The organism is Pseudarthrobacter sp. SORGH_AS 212 (assembly GCF_030818145.1).
Lineage (GTDB): Bacteria > Actinomycetota > Actinomycetes > Actinomycetales > Micrococcaceae > Arthrobacter.
In genome coordinates this window covers 1,168,015-1,192,430 of sequence record NZ_JAUTAA010000001.1, presented here as the reverse complement: position 1 = coordinate 1,192,430, position 24,416 = coordinate 1,168,015, and the positions used below count along the sequence as shown (strand labels likewise).

Annotated in this window: 19 protein-coding genes and 1 pseudogene; 7 read left to right on the top strand and 13 right to left on the bottom strand. The window is 61.3% G+C overall.

Annotation, left to right across the window (positions count from 1 at the left end; genetic code table 11):
- Positions 1 to 118: 118 nt before the first annotated feature.
- On the bottom strand, positions 119 to 1,177 hold the full coding sequence (locus tag QE394_RS05300; RefSeq protein WP_349033945.1) for a hypothetical protein: 1,059 nt from the start codon (positions 1,175 to 1,177) through the stop codon (positions 119 to 121).
- A 593-nt stretch (positions 1,178 to 1,770) separates the two neighbouring features.
- Positions 1,771 to 2,064 (bottom strand): hypothetical protein, encoded by a 294-nt coding sequence (locus QE394_RS05295; protein ID WP_349033944.1) that lies wholly within the window; start codon positions 2,062 to 2,064, stop codon positions 1,771 to 1,773.
- 39 nt (positions 2,065 to 2,103) lie between these two features.
- Here QE394_RS05295 and QE394_RS05290 point away from each other — a divergent pair, with 39 nt between their 5' ends.
- Entirely contained in the window at positions 2,104 to 2,922 is an 819-nt protein-coding gene (locus tag QE394_RS05290; protein WP_349033943.1) for a hypothetical protein, read from the top strand.
- A gap of 6 nt (positions 2,923 to 2,928) precedes the next feature.
- Here the strand turns inward: QE394_RS05290 and QE394_RS05285 are convergent, their stop codons facing one another.
- From QE394_RS05285 to QE394_RS05275, 3 genes are all read right to left on the bottom strand, one after another.
- Complete coding sequence (locus QE394_RS05285) at positions 2,929 to 3,435, bottom strand: Pycsar system effector family protein (protein WP_349033942.1); 507 nt, start codon at positions 3,433 to 3,435, stop codon at positions 2,929 to 2,931.
- A complete protein-coding gene (locus QE394_RS05280; RefSeq protein ID WP_349033941.1) occupies positions 3,436 to 4,251 on the bottom strand; it encodes an adenylate/guanylate cyclase domain-containing protein in 816 nt (271 codons plus the stop codon).
- Positions 4,252 to 4,519: 268 nt separating this feature from the next.
- Positions 4,520 to 5,617 carry a hypothetical protein gene (locus QE394_RS05275; protein WP_349033940.1) on the bottom strand — a complete coding sequence of 366 codons (1,098 nt, stop codon included), beginning with the start codon at positions 5,615 to 5,617 and terminating at the stop codon, positions 4,520 to 4,522.
- 1,524 nt (positions 5,618 to 7,141) lie between these two features.
- Between QE394_RS05275 and QE394_RS05270 the strand changes: the two genes are divergently transcribed.
- Positions 7,142 to 7,639, top strand: coding sequence for an HAD domain-containing protein (locus QE394_RS05270; RefSeq protein WP_349033939.1), 498 nt, complete (start codon positions 7,142 to 7,144; stop codon positions 7,637 to 7,639).
- A 9-nt stretch (positions 7,640 to 7,648) separates the two neighbouring features.
- On the opposite strand, the gene QE394_RS05265 is transcribed toward QE394_RS05270, so the two are convergent.
- The 3 genes from QE394_RS05265 to QE394_RS05255 form a co-directional block, all read right to left on the bottom strand.
- Entirely contained in the window at positions 7,649 to 7,849 is a 201-nt protein-coding gene (locus QE394_RS05265) for a D-alanyl-D-alanine carboxypeptidase family protein (RefSeq protein ID WP_349033938.1), read from the bottom strand.
- A gap of 134 nt (positions 7,850 to 7,983) precedes the next feature.
- Positions 7,984 to 8,700 (bottom strand): hypothetical protein, encoded by a 717-nt coding sequence (locus QE394_RS05260; protein ID WP_349033937.1) that lies wholly within the window; start codon positions 8,698 to 8,700, stop codon positions 7,984 to 7,986.
- 476 nt (positions 8,701 to 9,176) lie between these two features.
- Positions 9,177 to 9,803 (bottom strand): helix-turn-helix domain-containing protein, encoded by a 627-nt coding sequence (locus QE394_RS05255; RefSeq protein WP_349033936.1) that lies wholly within the window; start codon positions 9,801 to 9,803, stop codon positions 9,177 to 9,179.
- A 298-nt stretch (positions 9,804 to 10,101) separates the two neighbouring features.
- On the opposite strand from QE394_RS05255, the gene QE394_RS05250 reads away from it, so the two are divergent.
- Complete coding sequence (locus QE394_RS05250) at positions 10,102 to 10,878, top strand: hypothetical protein (protein ID WP_349033935.1); 777 nt, start codon at positions 10,102 to 10,104, stop codon at positions 10,876 to 10,878.
- A 616-nt stretch (positions 10,879 to 11,494) separates the two neighbouring features.
- Here QE394_RS05250 and QE394_RS05245 read toward each other — a convergent pair.
- The 3 genes from QE394_RS05245 to QE394_RS05235 all read right to left on the bottom strand — a co-directional run bounded on the left by QE394_RS05245 (position 11,495) and on the right by QE394_RS05235 (position 13,413).
- Positions 11,495 to 12,010, bottom strand: coding sequence for a mismatch-specific DNA-glycosylase (locus tag QE394_RS05245; protein ID WP_349033934.1), 516 nt, complete (start codon positions 12,008 to 12,010; stop codon positions 11,495 to 11,497).
- 126 nt (positions 12,011 to 12,136) lie between these two features.
- On the bottom strand, positions 12,137 to 12,817 hold the full coding sequence (locus tag QE394_RS05240; RefSeq protein ID WP_349033933.1) for a hypothetical protein: 681 nt from the start codon (positions 12,815 to 12,817) through the stop codon (positions 12,137 to 12,139).
- A 260-nt stretch (positions 12,818 to 13,077) separates the two neighbouring features.
- Complete coding sequence (locus tag QE394_RS05235; RefSeq protein ID WP_349033932.1) at positions 13,078 to 13,413, bottom strand: hypothetical protein; 336 nt, start codon at positions 13,411 to 13,413, stop codon at positions 13,078 to 13,080.
- 2,903 nt (positions 13,414 to 16,316) lie between these two features.
- Here QE394_RS05235 and QE394_RS05230 point away from each other — a divergent pair.
- The gene (locus tag QE394_RS05230; protein WP_349033931.1) at positions 16,317 to 17,249 is read left to right on the top strand and encodes an endonuclease NucS domain-containing protein; all 933 of its coding nucleotides are present in this window, start codon (positions 16,317 to 16,319) and stop codon (positions 17,247 to 17,249) included.
- Positions 17,250 to 17,460: 211 nt separating this feature from the next.
- Positions 17,461 to 17,769 (top strand): annotated as a pseudogene (locus QE394_RS05225) (DUF4913 domain-containing protein).
- A 10-nt stretch (positions 17,770 to 17,779) separates the two neighbouring features.
- On the opposite strand, the gene QE394_RS05220 reads toward QE394_RS05225, so the two are convergent.
- Complete coding sequence (locus tag QE394_RS05220; protein ID WP_349033930.1) at positions 17,780 to 19,195, bottom strand: PIN domain-containing protein; 1,416 nt, start codon at positions 19,193 to 19,195, stop codon at positions 17,780 to 17,782.
- Positions 19,196 to 19,900: 705 nt separating this feature from the next.
- Here QE394_RS05220 and QE394_RS05215 point away from each other — a divergent pair.
- Positions 19,901 to 20,092, top strand: a complete 192-nt coding sequence (locus tag QE394_RS05215; protein WP_349033929.1) for a hypothetical protein — start codon at positions 19,901 to 19,903, stop codon at positions 20,090 to 20,092.
- A gap of 101 nt (positions 20,093 to 20,193) precedes the next feature.
- Positions 20,194 to 21,252, top strand: coding sequence for a hypothetical protein (locus tag QE394_RS05210; RefSeq protein WP_349033928.1), 1,059 nt, complete (start codon positions 20,194 to 20,196; stop codon positions 21,250 to 21,252).
- Between the two features lie 149 nt (positions 21,253 to 21,401).
- Here the strand turns inward: QE394_RS05210 and QE394_RS05205 are convergent, their stop codons facing one another.
- Positions 21,402 to 24,383, bottom strand: coding sequence for a tetratricopeptide repeat protein (locus tag QE394_RS05205; protein WP_349033927.1), 2,982 nt, complete (start codon positions 24,381 to 24,383; stop codon positions 21,402 to 21,404).
- Between the last annotated feature and the right edge of the window lie 33 nt (positions 24,384 to 24,416).

Here is a 24,416-nt window from a genome sequence, read left to right as displayed (position 1 = left end):
CCCATTCTGCCCCTCCTGTATGAAACCGGCGCGCTTAGTGACCCGGCATCTGTAGATGGCAGCCGCGGCGGCCCTCACCTTTCGGGTGCATCCGGGCCGGCGGCTTCTGTCTGGGACCTTACTTCAGCGTCGCTGACCAGTTCCCGTCCGCGGTGACCGTATAGAAGCCCGGTGTCCAGACCACGGTTCCGGTGTAGGGGCCGATCTCGTTGACGAGCAGGTCCGACCGGGTGCCGTAGGAGTGGACGGCGATATTGCGTGAGCCGTCGTGGGTGAACGTAGCGGCCTTGGCTGTGCCCGTGTAGGCAAAGACATCATCCCCGAGGCCGGTCATCGGCTTCGACCCGTCGAAGGACCTGACGCTGGTCAGGGGAATGAACTTGACCGTCCAGGGACCGTCGGCGGTGATCTTCAGGGCTGTCGTCTCACCGTCGCGGCTGCGGGCATCGAACAGGACGGTGCCGGTGTAGTTGCCGATCGTGTTCACGAGCAGGTCAGTGGAGTCCATCGTCTTGTCCAGGGTGTGCACGGCGAAGTTGCTCCAGCCGGCGTGCGTGATGACCGCGACCTGGGCGCCCGTCCCGTGCTTGGTAATGGTCACCACGTCGTCGCCGGCGCCCGAGTACTCCTTGGGGGCTTTGGCGGCCTCCTCCGCTGCCTTCGCAGCAGCTGCCTCCTCGGCATTCCTGGCGGCGATGTCGGCTTCGGCCTTCTTCACCGCAGCCTTGACTTCCTTGCCGTCGTTGTACGCCGTTTCCTGTTTGGGGCACAGTTCCAGGACCTTCGTGCCGGCTGCCTTGAAAGGGTTGACGTCAACGGTGACCTTCTCGCCCGTAGCGGCTGAGAAGTAGGTCAGCGTCTTGGCCATGGTTTCGACGTGAGGCTTGATCTGGTCGTTGGCGGTGCCGGCTACGTACTCCAGGTCGACTGCGAGGATCTTCGCTTTGGTCTGGTCACTGGGCTTGACGGTGTCCGGTACGTTACCCAGGAAGTTCACCGCTGCGAACAGCCGGCCCTCGTCGCCTTTGTCGAAGAGCTGGTCGCAGCTTTGGTCGGTCGTGAATGCTGCCTTGGTGGTCTCGGCCGCCGGTGTGGCTGCGGCAGTGGTGGACCCTCCGCCGCATCCGGTCAACGCGAGGATGGCTGCCGCAGCCGCGGCAGGGAAAAGCTTGTTCAATTAGTCCCCACTTGTTCGATGCAATACTCACGAATCGTACGGGATGACGGGGCCTGTGACTTGCAAGGCCCCGTCACAGTCCTGTACGGGCGGTATGCTGCGGATTTCGGGGTATTCGTTGTCGCGGGGGAATGCCGCTAGAACGGCGCCGACGGTGACAGGGCGCTACGTCCCGGGCACCAAAGTCCTCTTTTTGTTTCGCAAGCCGCTGTCCGCATACGTCTCGCAGTTGAGACGGGTTACCTCAACGTGGTCAGGACGCAGCGCTTCTCTGGGCCAGGCCCGGTACGAGGCCATTATCAGGTTCGGTGTGGGCGATGCCGGAGAACCACCCGCGAAAGCATATGATGCCCGTTGCATCAATCACTTTCCTAGGGGGGAACATAGCATCACCAACCCAGCCGGCGCGGCTTAATCAAAGGCCTGGATCTGGCTCGTCGTTCTCGGGCCGATCCTGACCATCATCGGCATCATCATTGGGTCGGCCAAAAGCGGGATGTGCGGGAGCGTCTTCAGCTCCGACAGTTTGGCCAGTGAGATTTTCGACAGTATGGGTGGGAACGTGCTCTGGTGAGGTTCGGACAGGAATAAGCTCAGAGCCCGCTCGGTCCCTGCCACTCTTCTTTGGTCACTCGCTTGATGCTCCATGAGTGCGCCCAGCCGATGTGGTAGTTGCCGGAAGGGTCCAGCCACTCGATCAGGCCGTACATGCTGGTCCAACCGACAGCCTTGCCGTAGATACCCGCCACTTTTACCAGGGGCCGGCCATACTTCGGGAACTCCCGGATTGGAGCGGGATCATCAAACGGTCGGCGTTCGTCAGCCGCCATGCGAGCCATCATGCGCTCGACATCTTGTGGACTGCCACCCTTGATTACGACATCCATTAGAACATCTTCGAACGACCCAGTTGCTAGGATCTAGTCATGCCAAAGCTGCCGGGGGACCCGTCCAAGAACCGAGTGACTGACTTGAAGAGCGGTTTTAATGCTGGCGGCAAGTCTTTCGTCAAGAAGGGTGCTGCGGCAGGCGGTTCTGCTAAGGGCAAAGCTGCCAGCGCTAGCACGGGTAGGTTCGTCTCTAAGTCCGAGAACAAGAAGAATCCCACCAGTGGTGCGTACGAAATTGTCAACGTACCCCCTGGCGTGGCAAGAAGCCTTATCCACAAGGCACTCAAGGGTAAAGCTCCTAGGCCTGCCCCGCCTGTAACGGTTCGCGTCTACCTGGACACCGATGATGCTGTCACGAGCGTCAAGGTCATCAAGGCAATCACTGATGTCCTGGCAAGTGCCGGCTATGGCAAGTCGAAGATTGAGAACGTCGAGAAAGGTTCCGTCCGTCTGCGTATCAAGGCATGGCTGGACGGTGAGGACGGCCAGAAGGCGCAGCAGGTAGGCAAGCAGAAGCTCGGTGAAGCTGCGGGATATATGGAGCAGTGGGCTAAAGATGCCACTGTGAACAAGCAGCGTGCAGAGATCAGCGCTATCAATGCTCAGACGGCACAAGCCTTGATCGAGTCGGTGAAGGACATCGGTAACATCGCGCTCCAGATGGATGAATGGCTGATCGTCAAGTACATGGATGCCAGCGGTAAGTCGAACGCATCAGTTCGGAAGCTAACCGTCGTTGAGTTGCAGTTGATTGAACGTAGCCCAGGACTGTTAAACGAACCTGCCAAGGTACTAGAGAACCTATCGATGCTTGCGTATCAGGAGCAGCACGGTCAGGTAGCTCTCGAAGGCTAGTCCCTCTTATAGGAACCTCAGTACCAACGCGGCCAGGACAATACAGACACCACCCGCGCACCCAAGGAACATCGAGCGCTGTACCCAACGATGCTTCTGCCAGGCAATGTCGGCCATGACCACGATCTGCCTGCTGATAACCGGAAGGATGTCGCGGTCCTTGATGGCCGACGCAAGTTCAGCTGGTTCCCAGTGTTGGGCGTGTCCGAAGTAGATGAAGTTGTCCTCTGCTGTCTTCTTCACTATGTCTGACTTGAGCCGGGGGATAACTACAGCTACGGCAAAGGTTGCTCCCGCCAGGATCAGCGTAAGGCCAATGCCGTAGAACCAACCAGCGGCGGGGTCGCTGATGTCACCGAAGATTCTGCCCTCAGCACTAAGGGCAACCGTGGTGACGATAGCTGCCGATTCAAGACCAAAGGCAAACGAAGCCTTCGTATCAACCTTGCCGGTCCAATCAACTTGGGCGGCGTGGATCTTCCAGGCGCTGTCGATGGCTTCCTTGTCTTCCACTTACACTCCCCAGTAAGACGAAGAACGGTAGATCACTTCGTTCTGCCCGCTGTCATTGCGGTTGTATGTCTGGCCCCACATGCGCTGGCCGTTCTCCATGAAGGCAACCTCGTTATCCATCGCTTCATAGACCGCCGAGGTAATCGTGATCTGCTGGGAACCACGAAGCTCACTGAGCTTTGCAGCGCGGTTGGGTGCCTTGCCGATGGAGATCAAGTCGTTGTTGTCACGCACACCGCCGCGGACGATCAAGGCTTCTCCGGTGTCGATGCCTATGCCGTGGGTGATGTCGCAGAAGTCTTCTCCGTCGCTCCAGTTCGCTTTGATCTTGGGGCGCAAGACCTCGAACACTGCCCAGTTGATCGCAAGGGCGGCGCGGACAGCCTTCGTTTCCTTATCCTCGCCCATAAAGATTGCCATCACGCGGTCACCGTCGAAGCTCCTGATCTCCCCGCCATAGTTGCGGAGGATGCGGGAGGCCGTGTTGATGTAGGCGCGGATGATCTTGGCGGTGGTCTCTTTCAGCAGCGAGTTTGCCATCTTGGATGAACCAGCAAGATCGGCGTACAGGTAGCTAGCGTCCACCAGCCGTCCGCCGTTCTTCATCACGATGTCTTCCGTCTTCGGTACGACGCGGCCATCCGTGATGGACCAGGACGCCTTCAAGATGTCAGTGACGCTGCTGTCGATGCTTGGATACAGAATGTCCCCCTCAAGTAGTTGATACTGCAAGCTTATCGATCGAAAGTGAAAGTCCTGCCAGGCGGTATCAGGTTCATACCTTCGATAAGGCGTAGACGTGGCGGAAGAGTTCAAGGATCTGCGCTCTAACCGCAAGCGGCGCAATCAGACGGCGCGCAGGGCAGTCCTTCTCTGGCTTGAAGACGAGTACCACGAGGGCGGGACCTCGCCGAATATCGATGGCTTCAGCAGCAGCAAGCACGGCACCTTTATGGGTGACCCCTACTCCGAAGCCGAAGTGGATGCCGCGACTAACCGGGGCCGAGACGCGGGATACCTCGAAGGCACGGCTGCCTTCGGCGGTGGGGTGGTTCGGCCCACCATCACGAACAAGGGGCTGCTTTTATCGAAGGGGGCGAAGGCAACTCATCCGCCGCCGTCTCCCGCCAGGGCGGGGATTATCGACGAGACGGACAGCATCAAGGCCGTCGTCATTGCTTCCGAGCATCGGGCCGATGTCCTGCAGCAGCCCCGGGGGAGTGGCGCGGGCGCGGGTTGCGGCTTCACCGGAGATGGCGCCGGCGTGTGGGGAAACCATGCCGACGACAACGTTGGGTCCTACCAGGAAGGCGTCCGGTGCCAGCGGGTAGTCACCGTCGGAGGCGGCGATGCGCTTCTCGTAGGGCTGGCCGTTGGCGGCTTGGCGCTTGACCGTCTGTTCCTTGCGTGGCGGGTTGGGTTTGCCGCTTCGACCAGCCGGCTGTGGGAATGAAGCTGCGGCCAAAGCGGCGCGAAGCTTGGTGTCAGGGGAGACGAGCTTGCCGGTGAAGGCGGCGGCTGCCAGGAGTCCGGCGACCACGGCCAGGCCGAGGAGGACTGGGGTGAGGAAACCGAAGGCAGCAGGTGCCAGTGCAGTGACTTCCGCGGGGATGAACGGCACACCGATGAGTGCTGCGGCTGCCAAGGCCGGGGCGATGAAGGCACCCACTGCGGCGCGGTGCCGGGTGGCCGGGAAGGTGACGTCCGAGTCGAGGTCGAAGCCGGGCAGACCGGCGGTGACCTGGGCCAGCACGGAGCGGACTTCGTCCTCGGATGATCCGCCGGCGGTGATGGAGATGACCATGGCCGTGGGTGAGGTGGAGTGGTGGACCGGGGTGGCAGTGCCCAGCCGGTTGGCCAGCCAGGGCGTGTAGTGCTTCCGCTCCTTGTTGGACGGAGCGCGCATCGAGACGGCGACCCAGGAGTCGGCCGGCAGGACGTTGGCCAGGATGCGGGGAAGCTCGGTCGGGTCGATGCCGGACTGGGTCTCGCGAAGCGCCGGCGAGTTCTTGAACACCAGCTTCCCGATGGCGGGCGACTGCGCCAGGTCGGTGGGCATCTCTGTCTCTTCGGCTCGGGCACCGACCGTGTGCGCGAGCTGGACCGGCGCGTTGGCGGCGACTGATTTTGCGTCGAGGATCACGTAGCCGTGCAGGCCGGTGGCCTCACGCCGGGTGAGCAAGGTCGCTGCACCGTTCTGGGCGACAGCGGAAGCGAAAGTGCCTGCCCGTTGCGTGAAGGTAGTGGGTTGGTGTCGATACCGCCTGCGCGGGAGAGCCTAAAAATTCGAAGGTCCATGCCCTGAACCATGCGTAGAATCGGCCCCTGCACCCCAGAGACCTCATGCTCCGGATTTACGCCTATTCAGATTTCGCACTTAAGAATGCAAAACCCGCAAAACACCGGAACCCAGGATCGGGGTTCTCGCCCGGCTTCGGGCCTCTCCCACGAGTGGTTTGTGGAGGATAGGAGCCCTCATCTTCTCGGATACCGCCTGTACTCCACAGTGTGCGGCATCCCTCGCAGAGGAGCAGCCCTGCGGGCCGCTGGCCTTCGTCCCCTCCGGGTGGCCGGGCTCCGCCCTGGGCCTCACCCGCACGGGCCCTCCGGCCGACCCCAACGACGACGGCTGCGCCGTCCAGCCCGTGGCCTGCGGCCGCCGTGCAAGGGGCTTCGCCCCAGGATGAGCCCCTCATCTCCCAGCCTCGGCTGCCAGCTGCGCAAGTTGGTAGCGCTGCGCGCAGGCAGTGCGTGGAACGGTCAGTGCCTTGTCCTGCGGAGCTCTTGTGGTGGTAGGGGCTTCGCCCCGGGAAGACAGGGGTCATCGATGCGCTCGGCGCAGAGTCAGCTTGTCGTGGAAACGCGCTGCGCGAGCAGCGAGGGAAACCTCCGAGCCACCTCGACGCGCCACGAATCGTTCGGCTCATCGAACAGCCAACGGAGCGCGGCCCGGACGGACGAAGTCCGGCTCCCAGGGCGAAGCCCTCGTCCCTTGAAGGAAGGCCATCCCTATGAAGCCCCGCTGCGAAGCAGCGAGGACAACGGACCGACAACGACCAGACCAACGGAAAGGAAGCGGCCCGGCGGCAGCCGGGCCAAGGACCACGCAAAGCCACCGCAGAGTACAACGAGACGGAACACGAAACGCCCATCATGAGGGCCAACTCCCCGGCGCGAAGCGCCTATCCAGCCAGCCAGAAGCCCCAGGGGAAACGAGAAGCCAACGGACAGTCCAACGTCACTGGCGGCGCAGCCGCCTCAGCCCCGCAGGGAAGGCCAGCCGACCCCCGCGAAGACAGCCCGGCCGGGTGCCCAAAGGAGCGCAGCGACGCCGGCACCAGGCGGGCGGGCCCCGCAACGGACCCGGGCGCGCAGCGCCCTGGTCCTCGCTCAGCCCGGCGCACCGCGCCGACGGGAAGCCAGGCCGCGCAGCGGCCAAGAGGTCAACGAGAAGAAGACGATCAGTGTGACGGACGAGAAGGTATCCGCAAAGGGGAATCGATACGGGGTGGGCGAAGGCGCGAAGCGCCTGAGCCCCTCTTAAATATGGTGGCATCCAACCCAGCATCGGCAAGACTCACAGGCATCAGCAGACCGACTGGGGCTATCGCCCGCCGACCGCTTCGCGGCCGGGGAGCCAGCCAGCGGAGCCGGCGGGCGTGGGTGGCTGCTATCGCCGGACCGGGGCAAGGACTAGGGTCGCGTCATGAAGCTGCTCATCCTTCTCGACATCGACGGCGTGCTGAACCCGAAGATCATCCAAGGCGACGGCGACCCGTCCGTGGAACTGTCCGATGGGAAGGTCGCCCTGGTGCGGCGGCTCGCCACCAAGGGCAGGATCGCGTGGGCCTCAACCTCCACGCCGGAAGTGGTCACCTCGCTGGAGGAGCGGATCGAGATGGAGGACGAACCGCTGCGGGTGACGATCACCCCCAAGCCCGGGGATGATGAACAGCCGACGCCGAAGCTCCGGTCCGTGGCACGGTGGCTCGACCGGATGGACGCCGCCGGCGAGGCGGACTGGGAAGCGGTCGCGTGGATAGATGACGTGCTCGGCCCGGACGTGCACGAGTGGGCCCACAACTACAGCCGGCCGGTCCTCCTGGAGAAGCCGAATCCGGACGAGGGGCTGACCGAGGCGCACGTGGTCGCGGTCCAGGTGTTCCTCAATGAGGACGTGGGGGTCGAAGGTCCGACCCCCTGACCGGGCCCATCAGCTCGGCGAGTGGCGGGCGGTGAACTCCTCCAGGGTGATGCCCTGGTCATGGATCTCGGTCGCAGCGACGACGCCGACGTAGCGGAGGTGCCAGGACTCGTAGGAGTAGCCGGTGACCGCTTCGGCGCCGGCCGGGTAGCGGATGATGAGGCCGAACAGGTGCACGGTCACCGGGCCCAGAGGGCTGGGCTCGGCCAATCAGAAAATCGTTGTGCCTGAGCGGAACGGCGGCGGCTGGAGGCACAGGCCGGTTATGTAATTTGACGGCGAGGGAAGCTGGTCATGCATTAGGCAGGACAGGCTGCGGACGGCAGTCAAGGCAAGGGAGCAGGCTACGGAGCAGCCCTGAAACCCACGGGCCTTCCGGCTCGACCTGGAGCCGACTTTGGCATAGCCCATTCGGCCAGTGTTACATCGAGCGCACGCCGACGTGATGGCCTTAGCTTGGTGCCCAGACGCCTTTGCTCGCCGAGCCAAGCGCCCAGCCGGCGCTCGTCCTGGTGACTTTCCTTGCCAAATGCCGGATAGCGCGCATGATCGCGAACAAACTGAACGCAGAGCTCCAGCTTCTCCTGCCACAATCCATCCTGGGTACGGCAGGAACCCAGGTCGGCCTTGGCCATGGCGTCCACTCGCTCGCGGGTCTGGGCACGGTTCATGGCGTTCCAATACCAGGAGCCGAGTGACCTTTCAGCTGAGTCTGGGGCGTGGGGGTTGGGGCGGCGGCCATGCCTCTTGTAGTAGGCCTGTACCTCGCTGAGCTTCCGCATCCATTGGTCGTTCTTGGTCTCCCTCCACTTGGGCAGTGCACGGTTAAGCGCTGCCTCGCGCTCCGGGGTCATCCCGCTGCCGGCTTTCTGGTGCTGAAACCAGGCCCCGGCTTTAGCCTCACGTGGATCTTTAGACTTGCCGGACGGCGGCCGCCCATGTTCCGCTACGAAGCGCACCACGTACGCAAGCTTTTTCGCCCATTCCTGGTCGCGATCGTGGGGCCGGTCCCATCCGGGATCGATCGTCTCGCGACGGTGGTCTCTCGGGATTTTAGTCATGATGCTCCTCGATCTGCATGGATTGATAAAGAGTATGTGTGCGGCGAGGCCACAAGATCTCATCGCCATGCAGTTAGACGCCTGGATGTTGTTGCTGCGGGACGGCGACCGGACCCATCCGCACGCCGGGGAGTTTTACGACCTCATTGGCATCGACAACGATGGCGCAGCCACCCGGCCTGGCCCCGGGCAGCTACTGCCGCCGTTGTCCGTCCAGTGCTCGAGCTTCCTGTCCACCGCGAGGGGTATGTCAACAAGTACCTGCTGACTTTGGGTGAGCCTGTGCTTTGGGCCTGCGAATTCGGGCCCTGGCCGATCATTGCAGTCTCTTCGCGCGCCGCCGGCGAGTGACGTGCCGGGGCTAGTTTTCCAACAGCGAAGCCGTGACATGTCTGGCGGAAGAAACGCGGGGAAGACCGAGGGTCCTAGCGAGTGCCCGGAAACTGGACGCAAACTGCCGCGGAGCCTGTCCAACCCTAGGCCTGAGCCAGTGCCGCGACCTTCCCTGAGGATCCGCCACGGTACTCGGCATGCTCAGCGAGAACCCGCGCTACCGTCGTTTTGGACGTCCCCAACTGCTGTGCGGTCGCCCGCTGGGAAAGCTTCTGCTCGGCCAGTTCCAGGATGCGCTCGGGATTCACCTCGGCCTTGGTCCGGGCTGGTCTAGAAGGGTGGTCCATACGTGGTCCACGGACCGGTCCACTTAGCTGGACCACGCTGCCCCGCTGCTGGTCCGGAAATTGGCCCGAACTGGTCCATGCTCTCTGTCCACCCCGTTCCTGGACCAGCCGGGCCTGGGCTCGCTTCCGGCGCTGCGACACGGAACCAACCGGGGGAGCGACGGCAAGCTGCACGGTCGTCTTCGTCGCGAAGAAAAGGCTGACCGGCATGATGGCCGCCAGGAACGCGCCGAAGATCACCGTGCCGTCAATGGCAACGGGGACACCGTTCGGCGCCAGCACGTGCGCGGCGTTGGCAGCCACCGACACAGCAGTGAAAAAGCCGACGGCGCACCACGACAGCATGGTTGATTCGCCGCCGACGCGCTGAACGGAGGCCGCTACGGCGTACACCAGGATCGTCGAGTCCACCACGATCGGCACCAGCCACCGCAGCTGGGGGAGCAATACCGGCCCAGTCAGCAGCCTGGATCAGCCCCTGGAACGAGAGAGTGAAGCTGGCGAGGGCCAGCACCCCCACCAACGTCATTGAGGCCATCGTCATCGTCCGGCTGTCGGGTTCAATCCTTGAGCTTCTCATCGGTTACGTTCGCCCTCACACCGTCTGCACCCTGATCCGCTGGACCGAGCGGGAGGCCCAGTCTAAAGCCGTTGGACCACACATCCGGTTTGGAGTGGACCACCGGGCGGACCACCTGGACCACTTCAATGGACCACTTACTTGGACCACATGGTCCAGGGGGTGGACCGCCCTAGTCTGACCGCCGACACTTATGCCGGTAGCCGCACATATAAGGGCCATGAACAACCGCACATCCACCCTGACCTTCGCCCTGCCTTTCGCTTCCGCTACACTGACCGGCTGAACTCCGGGGGTCTGACCCAGGGGATTCCGGATTTGCAGGCGAAGGCCGAGAAGGCCCTTGTGGGTGTCTCATCACGCTGGCTGCTAAGTAGCGGTATCAACGTCGCAGCCACGGCGATCCCGACAGGCCGCCGGAGTTTCATGGTGCACAATATCGACGGAAGCGATCATCGAACCGAAATGAGAACCATGACACCGAAGCAGGTACAGAATTCCGCGACCCGAGCCGACAATGACAGGCACGTCGCCAAGCTGATCAGAGAATGGGCAAAAGCCAACAATGTCACCGTCGCGGACAAGGGGGCCGTCCCCAAGGCAGTCAGGACGCAATGGATTGAGACGCATAAGGGTCTGAACAATGGGGTGATCGCCCACAGCCTGTTGCAGGACAGGGCAACCAAGCGATGGGACCGCTACGTGGACGTTCTTTGCTACCGGTGCGCCGGCGTTCACCACCACGGCGCCAGCGGTGGCCCCGGGAAGAGGCTCGCTCCTGAGCAGTTCCACAGGGTTGCGCACTGCGCGGGCGAACACGCCAGTCAGACGGGCGGCTACTACGTTGAAGACCAGCTCCCTGTCGATGACAACGAGAAGGCAATGGCGGAAGCAAACGAGCAGCTCGGCCAGAAGTAGCGTCCGGAAAGCCCCGGCACGGCTGTTGCTGGGGCTTTTTGCTGCCCCATGCCGTGGGGTGATCAGACCTTACAGGGGGTAGTGGTTGTCCAGGAGGAGTTGCTCAGGGACACGCGGAGGTCGCGAACTTGATGCTCCTGACCCCTGACGCGCAACCTTTCCGCGCAGGCTTGTTTTCAGAGCGGGGAGCCCCGCGACCGAACAGGACGCCATCGCCTTCATTATTGGCCATGGCCTTTACACAGGGACAGCTGTGGGCGCAGTCAGCAAGGCAGTGCAGCGGGCGCTTCGACCATCCTGAAACACGGCCGCACACGTGGGGGATGAGCATCCAAACAGAACGCCAGCCCGCAGGCATCCGTACCGACGGCCAGTTCGCCCCCACGTACCACGCTGAACCCGACACAGCCCTCAGCGAGCGAGGAAATCGACCTCGATGACGACCCCTGCAGCCGCGGCAACCCCCTGGACGACGGCCAAGGCTGGGACGGCCTCTGCGGCCTCTGCGGCGACTGCGCCGACATCAAAGCCATACCGAAGAATGCAGTGGCCGCGGGGACCTGCTGGAGAACGACGAAAAGGCTGACAGAATCTGCGAGGACTGCTCGAAGGACCTCTAACCGCCGCGGGTCTGAGCGATGTGCTGGCCGGCCTCCTGCCACCATTCCACCGTCGTTTTCCCGCCGAGCATCCGTCCATCCCAGTTGTTGCCGGACGAGTTTGGCACCACGAAGACAAGACTGTCGCCGATAGTCCAGTTCAGGAATCCATAGGAGGGCTCAGCCAATCCTCTCCACGCGGCGTACTCGGCTGCCGGCCGCCGCCCGTTGAAAACCACCCATGACGGGGCGACGGCCCTGATGCGCAGGTCGAAGTCAGCCGGATAAAAGGGCACATCGTCCTTACTGCTCGCATCCACCTTGTTCAGGTCGGTCAAACCCAGCCCAAAGGCCGGCAGAACCTGATCGTCCTCCGGGCCAAGCCTTGTGGGCGTCAGCCCGGCCTGCTGAAGTCTTGGCCAGAATCTGTTTGTTGGATCCGAGTAATAGTGCCCTTTCTCGGCACTCTTCCTACCGACAACCGTCCCCACAAAGACGGCGTCCAGCCCCGGCACTAGGATGTCAGGCAGCACATAGCCATTGTTCCGTTGAGCCAATGACGTCCCCTTCCCAATTCTCCAATCCTGCCCTACATCACCGCAGTCTGCGGATACCTGGGCCTGACGCCTGTTTTCGGGACAGGCCCTGGAGGAAACCCGCTAGGAGAGTGCCTGATTAGCCAGGGCCCGCATCCCGGTCCGGTACATCAGTTCGATGTCCGGATCGGTGATGGGGGCTTCTGCGTGTTCAAATTCGGCGGTGAAGTCGAGTCCGTCAATGGTCTCCACAGTGGTGATCTTGGTCAGCGCACCGAGGATCGAGCCGTCGGCCGAACGGAACTCGGTGCCGAAATGCTTGGACTTCAGGTTGCGGGCATGAAGGTGAGTCCATTGCTTGGCGCCGAACCGTGCTTCGGGCGGGACCGGCATGGGGGCGCACAGCGGGCAGGGTGTGTAGGAGGACAGAGCTTCGATCTGTGTGCGTGTCCGCAGGATAGGCCAGGCGGGGATGGGGTCATCGTCGGGCGCGTCCCCTTGGAGCCGTTGGGGGAAGCGAAGGTTGGTAAACCAGGCGGAGTCACGGTCCATGAATCGCTGCATGCTGTCACAAGTGGGCAGGTGGAGTTTTCCGGCGTGGGAGATGACGTAGCAGTCGCCGGAGTCCAGCCACTCCTGGATAGCCACCTTCTCCAAGGCTACGGTTTCGCTCATTCGGTCCCGGAGTTCGTCGTGGCTGAGGTCCTGCAGCGCCTGAACGTAGTCGTCCTGCTTGTAGAGTTCCCTGGCGGCCGCCGCGGCCTGCCCGGCCGGAGAGTCGGCTGGGCTTGTCATTCCGGTCATGCCGTCGAGCTTATCGAAACCGGGGAGCGACCATGCTTATGGCAGCGGCTGTACAAGTCGTCGTCGGTTCCCTGGCGGAGGTTCTAGGGACATGCGCATGCGGGATTGGGTGGCGCCGCGGCGGCTGGTTACGTCGTGGGTTCCGTTGCCTAGCGCTGGTCTTAGACCGGCGTCATTTTGGCCATCGGCTACCCTTCGGGGCCGTGCAGCTCCCTGACCTAGAGCATCTCAAAATTGCTCGGATCGTAGAGGCTGACAGCCTACGGCCGCGGGCGCATGCTTTCGACATCGAGTTCCAGGGCGATCTTCTCGTCCTCGGTGAGGGGCCGGACCGCCATCTCGAAGAGGTGGATGCCGGGAGACCAGTGACTCCAGTTGCAGTCGCTCATAACGCCGCCCACGCTGCTTCTGGAGTAGACGACCGCGGCGATCAGGATGGCCGTAACCACCTCGTCGTAGGGCTTGTTATCTGTCTTGCAGGACTCTGCCATCCCGGGATAGTTCGACCCGTCGGTGCCGCGCAGATGGAACGTCTCGTACGCCTCACCGGCGGCCTCGAAGCCGTTCAGTCGGATCCCTTCGGTCTCATTCAGCACAGGCAGACCCGGCGGCTTCTCACGAATGTTGGGACCGCAGATCGTGACCGGGCAGGCCGCCATGATCCTGCGCGCGTCGTTGATCACCTTTGGCGTTGCCCCAGCCCGGGAAAGAAGTGGCTGTAGCCCAATGGTTTCTCCTCGTTCCCGTCGAATGTACCTGCGGGCAACCGCCTTCGCCCGTATGGGGACAGAAAAGATAAGACGTAGGAACGCCGGTGTGACGGTAAATCTCGAAGGCCTTGGCAGCCGCGGCCAGTGGGAAGGGAACTGATGCACTGTTGGAGCGCGTGCAAAGCAGAGCAACCCGTTGGAAGGACGCGTGGCGAGTTCCGGGAGAGGAACGACGACCGTTCCTTGAAGCCCGGCAGGGGTCCGGTCGGTCTTTGTTCGGACGGCTTCGGAACGGAGCAGGGCAGCGAATAAAACGGCGGTGGACCGCCGAAACCCACCCTTTTGAGGGCCGAACCCACCCGGTGCCGGCCCGGAACCGACCCCCGGTCGGTCTAATTTATGCCCTGTTTTGCCCCGGATTCTAGGGGTTCTTGGGTGTCTGCAAGTGGGCCAACCGACCACACCGACCGGGGAACAACATCTCCATAAGAGAACGGTGATGTTAATGATTTTGGGTGAGGAAACAACATCACTGTGAGCTCACCTGTATGTGTGTGTTTTAAGGTAGGTAAGTAGGTATAGATAGATAGATAGGGCCTACTTCCCTTTATTCACGGGCTTTTTGCATCAAATTTTAGACCGACCCCCCGGTCGGTCTTGGTCGGTTCCGGTCGGTTCGACACCGACCCGGATCAATCGGAGGGACAACGGCCATTTCGGGCAACCACGGTGCCGTTGGCTTCTCCCGAACAGGCTACGGGTACCTGAGATGCCGCAGGATGGTTCCCCGACGCCATTGTTCTGGTGACCACGTGTCCAACCTCGCCCTCGGAAGTCCAGATGTGTGTGTGATTCGAGGTGTGCACGCCGGCGGCGATGATCGGCACCTGTTGGCGGCGGCGGAATCGCGGCCACCTGGCTGAGGACCATGCAAGAAACTTTTGCCCAGGTTGCGCGATTGCCAAACTAGCCGCACACTCCAGGGCGTGAGCTCATTCAAACCACTCGCTGCAGCCCAGAATCGTATGCCTGCCGGCCTTCCGGCTAGAGTCCGCTTCGCTGCGGGCGCCCGTAGCGAATCTGGCATCGTCCTGGGCAGAGCCCAAGGTACCAACACCAAGCTGGATGAGTTCATCGACTCCCGAAGGGGCACACCCTGTTAGTGGAGTCAGAATGGCTGTGGAGGCCTGTGGAGGAAGCAGACCGCCGTCACCGGTGACCCCGCATAGATGTTTGTACGCACCGGGAGTTCAACCCGGGCTAGCTCCTTGAAAACTTGATAGTGATTTTTTACCCCAAAAAATGGGCGATTGGTCTCGCTGACCAGCGGCCGGGGTGATCTCGTGGATTCGAGAGCAATCCGAAGCTGAAGGGCAGTCTGACCCGGTGTGGATGCGGGTGCCTTGGGTGCGGGTGGAACGGTGTCGGAAGGCCGTCGCGCTGAGCGGTGGTTACTACGGCCCACCCGGTGTGGATGCGGGTGCCTTGGGTGCGGGTGGAACGGTGTCGGAAGGCCGTCGCGCTGAGCGGTGGTTACTACGGCCCACCCGGTGTGGATGCGGGTGCCTTGGGTGCGGGTGGAACGGTGTCGGAAGGCCGTCGCGCTGAGCGGTGGTTACTACGGCCCACCCGGTGTGGATGCGGGTGCCTTGGGTGCGGGTGGAACGGTGTCGGAAGGCCGTCGCGCTGAGCGGTGGTTACTACGGCCCACCCGGTGCGGATGCGGGTGCCTTGGGTTCCCATTCTTTGTAAACGAACCCCAGGTCTCTCCAAGGCTCTGTCATCTGCTGCCGTTCCGTCTGGTCCGGCCCGTCCCTAGTGTCGCCAAACCTGCGCGGAGAGGGCCTAATCAGGGCGGACGCACTACGACAAGGCGCAGCGTTCTGCGCGGTGACTCTCGCGTCAATGAGTGCTTTCCTTACGGGTGCCTAAGACCGTGCTGTGGCAGGCCGGTCGATGACTGATGACTCCCGACGTGAGGGTCTATGTTCGATTAGCAGCGGGGAGCAGCAGACACTGTCGCGACACGGGCCTACCGGGCTCTCCATTGTGTCCCGCGCTTACCCTCCAAGTAGGTATTGGACTCCTGCTGTGGCGACCATGTGGTGGCCAAGGCTCATATCCAAGACGGAGACTTCCTGCCAGCTTTCGCATCTTCAGCAATTCGGACTCGAGCAGTGGCAGCCCCGATCAAGAGCTCGGCGACCGCTGCAACAAAAGTATGGTTGTCGGGCATCTAGGTGACCTTCAAGAGTTAGAAGGCTTGCAGCCGATCCCGGTGGTGGACTCTACGCTAGGTGTCTTCAGGTCAATCGACCTGCGAAGGGTTGGACCGGAGACATAACGAAACTTGGGAAAGTAGCTGATATGTCATATTGGTAGCTTTTGCGCCACGAATATGAAATATCTTTGATAAGTGGCCGTGACCGCTGGGCAGAGCAGCGGATTTCAATTTTCAACCCTTTGCGCGCGCGAGCTGCTCAGTCCATTTCGGGGTAACTTTGCTGGGCCTACGGTCGGTGACAATTGTTTTAGCTAAGCGGCCGCGATCCAAATTTCCAGATCGTCCCGACTTGCTGGGGTCAGTTCATAGTGTAAGAGCGTCCGGTTCCTCCGGTGTCGGCGGCTCATTGGGTGTAGCCGGCATCTTTCCAGAAACTCTGTGACGGGGCATACTCCAATGTCCCCTTTAGGCTACTCAGGCCACTATGCGTCCATCTCCGGCCGCCCCCATGCTCCTTGATACGTTCATCTGCAGTGCCCGCAACGGGCAGGGAGCTAGGAGAGCAATGACGACAGCATGGGTGGTCCGGCAGGGCCGCGGCGCACAGTTCGCTGACGAGATGATCCGCAGCGGGTACATCGGTGTGGACTTCATCGGTGACTATGACATCCGGCCGCACCTGGGCGGGGGAGCGGAAGTGTTCCGCAGGGCGATGAACGGCATCTACCAGGAGATGTACCCGGAGAAGCCGCGCGTGGCGGTCGGCCTGGCGATGGGAAACCTGTGGGCGGCGTCCGAGGGCATCGCTGAGGGGGATCTGGTGCTGGCGCCGAAGCCTGACCGGACGTACCAGTACGGGGTCGTGGCCGGCGGGTACGAATATCACCCGGGAACGGACTTGCCGCACCGCCGCCCGGTGGACTGGAAAGGCTCGATCAGCCGGGACGATATGAGCCCGACCCTGGCGTCGACGGCGGCGGTGCCGATGACGGTCTTCCAGCTGGAGGCGCACGCCGCGGAGCTGGCGACCCTGACGCAGCTGACCGAGGCAAGCCAGCCGGTGGTCCAGGCGATCGCGTCCGAGGTGCAGGAACAGCTGGCCTTCCAGCTGGAGAAGCAGCTCGAGGAGTTCCTGGTCCACAACTGGGCCAGCACGTCCCTGGGACGGGAGTTCGACATCTACACCGAGGACGGGCAGCCGGTCGGCCAGCAGTACCCGTCCGACACCGGCCCGATGGACATCCTGGCGATCAGCAAGGACCGGTCCCGGCTGCTGGTGGTCGAGTTGAAGCGGGGCCGGGCCAGCGACGCCGTCGTCGGCCAGATCCAGCGCTACATGGGATACGTCCAGGACGCTCTGCTCGAACCGGGCCAGTCCGTGGAGGGCGTCATCATCGCCCAGGAGGACGACCTGAGGATCCGCCGGGCGTTGTCGATGACGAGGAACATCCGGTTCATGAAGTACCGGGTCGAATTCCACCTCGAAGAGGCCGGGTAGGAGCGGAAGGTTTGATGGCCGGCGGCGGCTGGGTGGGATAACCGCGGTCTCAGACGGGCATCCCCCCGCCGGCCCTGCCATCACTCTAGGGGCGGTTCTTGAGCGACGGCTGAGTGTTTGCGCCCCTGCTGGCCGGAACCAGGCGGTGCCACCAGCAGGAAGCAGAAGAAGCCACTGAACCGGAGCTGTTCTACAAAGACCTGGTGACTTCGTGCAGGAGCATCTTTCCCCGTCCTACCGGCGGAGCCTCAGCGGAACCGACCGAACTTGGTGCCCGGCGTGGTGGAAACACGAAGAAGCCATCAGCCGGCTGGAGGCGTTATGGCGGGCTTGGGAATTCCTCCGCCTCGACGGCTCAACCGGAATGAGCATCTAGTGGCGCGACCACGCCGACCACCATATGACCGTCCTGCTCTCCGATGACGGTCGGTTCAAGGGCTGCAAACCCGTCGCTGGCGGACACGCCGCAAACAAACTCAAAGCTCTTCCGTGCGATAGTCCCCCAGAGGGTCTTTTCTGACCTTCCAGCCCTAGATACTCTTTTCGTGGCGCGTCGGGCTCTCCAGAGGTATTATTTCATCCGCTTCACTTGCCGGTCGCCTACGCCGACCAACCGCCTGCGACGGTTGGATCTTCGCCGCATTGCTGATCGCATCCAGCACCGCCTGCGACGGTTGGATCTTCGCCGCATTGCTGATCGCATCCAGCACCGCCTGCGACGGTTGGATCTTCGCCGCATTGCTGATCGCATCCAGCACCGCCTGCGACGGTTGGATCTTCGCCGCATTGCTGATCGCATCCAGCACCGCCTGCGACGGCTGCCCTGTTGCGGCTAATTGCATGACCGCTAGTAGGTCTGTGTACGAATGCCGCGGTGCCTCCCACAGTGCTTTATCCGGATCGCCGGGCAAAGCGCTCATCGAGGTCATCTCGATCATTTCGACCTCTGAGGGTTCCTTGATATTCACGAATCCTGAAAGGCGCACGGCCTTGGTCACTACGGCGGACGCACCAGAGCTTGTAAAGGTAACCATCTCTGCTTGGACATCAACCGTGTAATTGGCCGTCCACCGTCCCTCACCTCGGCGAGCTGCCTCGATGAATTCCCAAGGTACGTCATGCGTTTTCACGCGGCTGAGGAAGGCTTCCGTCACATTGGGGTTAAGAGCTACCTCCGCAGGCGAGATTTTTGCTCCGCTTGGCAAGAGCTCCAGGAAGGAATTCATAGCACCGAAGTCGAGGGGCGCGGTTAACGCCGTAAACACCTCAGCAGGTATCGGGCAATGCAGTGCAGCAAGGTGCTGCTCCAGGAGCTGAAGGCTAGTCACCAGTTTCACTCGGTCTCCCACTCCTCGGACTTCAAGCTCTTTACTCAGGTCCGTGTGGAAGAGTATGGGGCAGTCTGTCCGATTGCCCGAGTTCGGTCCTGTCCAGTTTCCCGGCTTAGGTCCGAAGTCCTTGGTGTTGTCGCTGACATACCAGATTTCGTTTTCCGGATACTCCTCTGCGGCAGCCATCACCGTGAGCCAGATAAGAGTGTCCCTGTATCCGTCCTTCGTTTCCCCCTGGTACGGCGGGATCCGCAGAGAAGCTCGTCTGGCAATCTCAAGGTGATCAACTGGCGGCGCGGCAAACATCCGAGCGCCCACGTCATAGAGCCGACGTTTCAGGACATCCTCATACGCGTCGATATGCCTTTGGATCTCTTTGCGAATCGCCTGCACGTCGTTTGACAGGTTGAACTCTCCGACACGGAGGTTGTCCAACTTTCGCTGTTCGTCTTCCCACTTTCGACGGACGACGTTTATCGTCTCCATCAACACAACTTCAGGTACAACAATCTGAATTTCCCAGTCATCCCGATTCTGGTTGAGGGACTGCCATTCAGCGGATGCCAACGACGGAGACGCAGAGAGGATGTTGGTGTCCGGAATGATAACAATCATTGTCTAAGTATCTCCGGGCGTGCAGGCGCGAATTACGCGAACGCCACGCCTACAGCGGCCAGGGTCCTTTTGAAACTGATTGGTAATGCCAGTTGCTGAGCTGGTTTTCCGCGCTTTGGAGGCCTTGTTGTGAGCCGTAGGGAGCGCTGCACTAGGGGTGTTGCCTGATTTCGGTCTGCGGTGGGTCTCGCCGTCACGGCTTCGTCCGTTAGCTGTTCGGGCTGGGCATTGTAGGCATCAGCGCTTTCCCGTTGTGCTTTGTCGGCCCGTTCGGCTTCTGCGATGAGCTGACTGGCTTGAGCGATTCCCCGCTGCTGCTGTCCGTTCTTCCTGAGGCTGGGTCTTCTTTCCCACCGATTGATTGCTGCACCGTTTGTCTTCTTGACTCCGATTTCGCTCAAAACAGCGTCCGGCCTCAGGCCATGAGTCTTGCACAGATGCGACACCACTGCAGCCGCCAGCCGAACGAAAGTGCCCTGCTGTTCCCACGCGCTCCTCAGCCACATGGAATACGCCCGCTCAACCGGCGTCCATCCGCTCGTATAAGCAGCAGGCTCAGCCATATGTCCCCATTCTCCCGGCCCGATGCTGGGTGCCCAGATTCTTACACCTCGTCGAAAGTACACACCCCACCCCCATAGAACCGCCCCATGTGACCTCCCGAAATAGAAAACAAGGGTTCTACAGGCAGACGGGAGAACAGAAATGTACAAGAACAAACGGGTTTTGGTGAAGAAGCTTCAGGCTGCGGGTTTCGAGACTCGAACGACCTCCAAGCAGCACCTGCTGGTTTTCCGGCAGGGCAAGATCGTGACCTGCTTCGCCGGGACCCCACGTGACCACCGTTCCTGGAAGAACTCCATGGCAACGCTCCGGCGCCTGGGATTCACCGCCTAAAACAACTCAAGCATTACGAGAGGACCATCATGCACAAGATCTTGTTCCCTATCTCTGCAATCCTGACCATCACTGCGGCCGCGCTTAGCGGGTGCCAGAGCTTGCAGCGTCCCCCCGCGCTCACGATTGCGTTCACCGCCACCAGCGCCGATCCCGCCGCTGAACTTAGGCCCCTGCTTCCCGTTGTCACTGAGCACGCCGCCGCTGCGTTGTTGCCCGGCGACGGCAAAATTGCCGTCGTCACCTCTGACAAGACGGACTTTGTGGATCTGACCCCGATGCGCGGGCAGGACGTCGAGTCCGTCCACACCGCGGCCGAAAAGCTCATCACCTCCAATCTGAAGAGTCTCGAGTCGGTTCTTGGCGAGGCGGCGGCGACCACGGATGGTCTCGACGCGATCGGAACGCTTGACCGTGCCCTTGAGCAGACTCCTGCAGGCGGCCGTGTCATCTTCGTAAGCAGCGGATATTCCACGGTTGCCCCGCTGGAACTGAACATGGCCGGTGACTGGATCAACCGCCCCGAATACTTTGTGACCAGCGTTAGTCGGTCGGACCTGCCCAACGCGGATAGCAAGCACATCACCTTCGCTGGACTCGGATACCCTAACCCTGCAAGTGACCAGGAACAGGCCGGACCCGCCGCCCGCACCGCACTGACCAAGATCATGCTTGGACTCTGCGCCAAGATGAGCGCTGCCTCCTGCGACACCATTTCCGGTCCTGTCGGCCAGGCCCCGGCTCTGGCCACCAACAACGTTCCCCGGCTCATCCTCGACCAGATCGCCACGCATTGCGTCGGTCAGACCAGCATCGACACCAGTATTGCCTTCGCGCCCTACAGCGATGAAATCCTCGCAGCCGCCGATAGCATCCTCGCCCCTATCGCCCAGGATCTCAGTCGCTGCCCCATCGGCTCCGCCATCACTGCCATTGGACACAGCGCGCTGGTGCCCGGGAAGACCCCCGATGCGGAACTTGAAAAGGACCGCGCTCAGGCCGTACTCAATCGCCTGGTTACCCTCGGCGCCCCCGCCGAGATCATCGGCACCGCCAGCGCCGGCGGCCAGCTTGTTGACAACGTCCCCGGGGGCGACTTCAGTGAGACCCTCGCCGCCAAAAACCGCGTGGTGACTCTCAACCTCAACGTGAACGAATAGCATCGGAGCCATGATCTGAGGGCTTGGGGTCGTGTTCGTCAGGGATTGAGCCTGCCGGCCACATCAGATGCGTAGACAGCCTGGGCCGCGCTCTTCCTCTTTGCTGCCGATAGCACCTACAAGCGACGGCTGGCGTCAGCGTGATTGCCTTAGTTCTCGGCAAGGCTAGCCAGTATTTCGATCGCCTCCGTGTTGCCGCTAGCAGCTGCTTGTTTCCACCAGGTAGTGGCCGCCGCTTTGTCCCCAACCCCATGGCTTAGCTCGCCAAGATTTAACATAGCCTGGGTGTCGCCATTCTCAGCAGCACGTCTCCACCAATCCTGGGCGCTGTCCAAATCTCCGTTTTTATAAGCATGGACGCCAAGATTGGACATTGCTTCAGAGATGCCACTGTCCGCTGCACGCTTCCACCAAGTGATGGCTGCCGCTTGGTTTCCAGCCTCAGAGCTGAGATTTCCAAGGTGAGTCATAGCAATTGCGTCACCATTCCGAGCAGCTTTCTCCCACCAGTTGCGAGCACTCGCAGTATCCCCGGTATCTGCAGCTAGCTCGCCTAAAAGGCACATAGATGCAGCATGGCCACTTGCGGCAGCCCGTTCCCAAAGAGACTGTGCATTCTCTACATTCCCTTCCTTGTCGTAAAGGGCACCGAGATGAAACATAGCCTTTGTATCGCCGTTGTTGGATGCCCGGTGCCACCACCTCTTGGTCTCCTTGGAGTTGGAGGCCATAGTTCCTAGGTTGAACATGGCCTCTGAGCTTCCGTGTTCAGCCGCGCGTTCCCACAAGTCGGACGCTGACTCTAAGTTGTTGGTGTCATGGGCCATATTTGCCAGGGCGCACATCGCCGCCGTATTTCCTTTGTCAGCCGAGCGTTGCCACCAGAAGGATGCCATCTCTAGATCACCTGCTGTATGGTCTAGGGCGCCGAGCTCGAATATAGCCCTGGCCTCACCCTTGTCCGCAGCAAGCCGCAACCATGATCGGGCGCTATCTATGTCGTCCGCCTGTGACGCCAGCAAGCCCACCATCACCATGGCATGTTCGTTGCCTAAATTAGCTGCTCGCTTCCACCAATCTCGCGCAGAGTCTGAATCCCCGGCAGTATAGGCATCGTTACCCAGCTCATGCATCGCTGAGGCATCCCCAATTTCGGCTGCCCGTTCCCACCATTCCTGTGCTTTTTCCAAATTTCCTGCGTCTTTGGCCTGAACGCCGAGGTTTAACATTGCAGTGGAATTTCCGTGGCGAGCTGCGCGTTTCCATAAAACCACGGCCTCCTCTAGATCGCCTGCCTCGAACGGGAATCTGCTGAGCAAGAGCATGGAGTCAGCATCTCCCTGCTCGGCTGCGCGCTCCCACCAAGCGCGGGCACCTCTCGCGTCCCCGGCCAAATCAGCGAGATTACCAAGCTCCCTCATCGTTTCGGCAGCCTCGAGTTGGAACATGGAATCCTCAAGACCGTGATCTGCTGCGCGCTTCCACCAGGTGCGCGCAGCTTCCACATCTTTCGCCTCTCTGGCGCGCAAGGCGAGCAAAACCATTGCCCTTGGATCACCTTGTTCGGCACATTCTGTCCAAACGGAGACAATTCTTTCATCCTCAGGTTTGTGGAAGAAGTACCACGCCGCGGCGCTCAAGAGAGCGTGGTTAAGGACTTCCTGAGGCAGCTGGCAGCCTCTTAATGTGTCAAGGGTTGCGCGATCTGGGTGCTGGAACTCGGGAGCGAGAGCGTCGAGGAGGCGGTACTTGTCGTGGTCGGCCGTGACTAGGATGGCGTGCGGGGAACCCTTAGTGATGCCGGTAGTGAGGGAATCGAAGGCATCGAAAAGTAGATGCTCGCGCCAAGGACGGTTGGGTTGACGCTGCCGATAGTGGGCTGCAGCAAGGGTGCCGAGAATTTCAAAGGTCGCTCCTGTCGGAAAAGACATGCTTGCATCGATTGCGGCTTCGATGAGTGCCGCTTCGACGCTCGTTGGGCTCTCAAGCAAATTGATAACCTGGTTTCGGAGCATCTCTACGCCGGCCAACGTCTCACCCAAACGATTCAAGTCAAAGCCCCTCACCCGCTGGTCCGCGTCTTCGTAGACCTTTGTAGCCGACTGCGCTTCCTCTTCATCAAGGGTAGAGCTGTAGCTGATGCGGTGCCGGAGGAGATTCATAAGTTCCCGAGTGGCACCCATACCTGAGGATTCGAAGCTATGCCAGGCACGGGAAGTGAGTTGGTGTTCCCAGTTTGCAATAACCTCGTCGTGTACGACCACGATCAGGTGTGTGCAGGTCTCGACTAGGTCGCTTAGACGTTGAGCAGTCAAGCCACTGATCGGGTCGGTCCCGATCAAGCCGGCATCATCCAACACGACAAAAACCGGGCGTTCGCTTTTCTTAGTCTTCCTCGCACTCTCCACCAGTAAGGGCAGTACGGTCGGCGCCGGGTTAACCCACCAAGTGACCGCATCCGGGTGTTGCTGTTGGAGGATTTCCATCAGGCTGCGGCTCTTTCCGGATTTCGGCGCCCCGGTAACGGTCGTGATCCCGGGTTCCTTGATACGGTGTGCAAGATCATAGTCGGGGGTTCGCTCGACATAAGGGGGCAACGCACCGTCAAAGGCCCACGATCCAAGCCCCAAACCAATTGGATCAATCTGAGCTGCCGGGGATGGCCATGCGGCTAGGAACTGGTGCCGTTCCTTGTTCCGCTCCCGCGCGGCATAGGAACCTAGGATCCCGGCGCCGCGGTGCTGGCGCTTCAGCCGTTCAACCGCAAACGTCGTGCAGACATCCTGGAACGAGACCCATTCCATCTCCACGGGAGCCAACGGCACGAGATCGGTAACCACTGCGATTAATGCCTTCCGCACAGCCTCTTCATCAGGATAGACAGGTTGCGGTTTCGTCCCGCCCGTGCCCTTTTCCCACCTGCCTATCGCTGCACCGTCGATCTTCTTCTTAACCCCGAGTTCGCTCAACTTGGCACCCGGTCTCAGTCCGTGAGCTTTGCGAAGGTGCTGCACCACTGCAGTGGCGAGCCGAACAGCGGTGCCCTTCTGCTCTCGTGCGGCCCGAAGCCACAGCGAGTAAGCCCGCTCCACAGGCGTCCACCCACTCATATAAGCATCTATCTCAACCACACCGCCCCCATCCTCCCGACCCCACGGCCAGCG

Excerpts from the sequence above, each read along its gene's own strand:
- QE394_RS05295 (WP_349033944.1), bottom strand. The coding sequence starts at position 2,064 with ATGGATGTCGTAATCAAGGGTGGCAGTCCACAAGATGTCGAGCGCATG.
- QE394_RS05290 (WP_349033943.1), top strand. The coding sequence starts at position 2,104 with ATGCCAAAGCTGCCGGGGGACCCGTCCAAGAACCGAGTGACTGACTTG.
- QE394_RS05270 (WP_349033939.1), top strand. The coding sequence starts at position 7,142 with ATGAAGCTGCTCATCCTTCTCGACATCGACGGCGTGCTGAACCCGAAG.
- QE394_RS05260 (WP_349033937.1), bottom strand. The coding sequence starts at position 8,700 with ATGACTAAAATCCCGAGAGACCACCGTCGCGAGACGATCGATCCCGGA.
- QE394_RS05240 (WP_349033933.1), bottom strand. The coding sequence starts at position 12,817 with ATGACCGGAATGACAAGCCCAGCCGACTCTCCGGCCGGGCAGGCCGCG.
- QE394_RS05230 (WP_349033931.1), top strand. The coding sequence starts at position 16,317 with ATGACGACAGCATGGGTGGTCCGGCAGGGCCGCGGCGCACAGTTCGCT.
- QE394_RS05220 (WP_349033930.1), bottom strand. The coding sequence starts at position 19,195 with ATGATTGTTATCATTCCGGACACCAACATCCTCTCTGCGTCTCCGTCG.
- QE394_RS05215 (WP_349033929.1), top strand. The coding sequence starts at position 19,901 with ATGTACAAGAACAAACGGGTTTTGGTGAAGAAGCTTCAGGCTGCGGGT.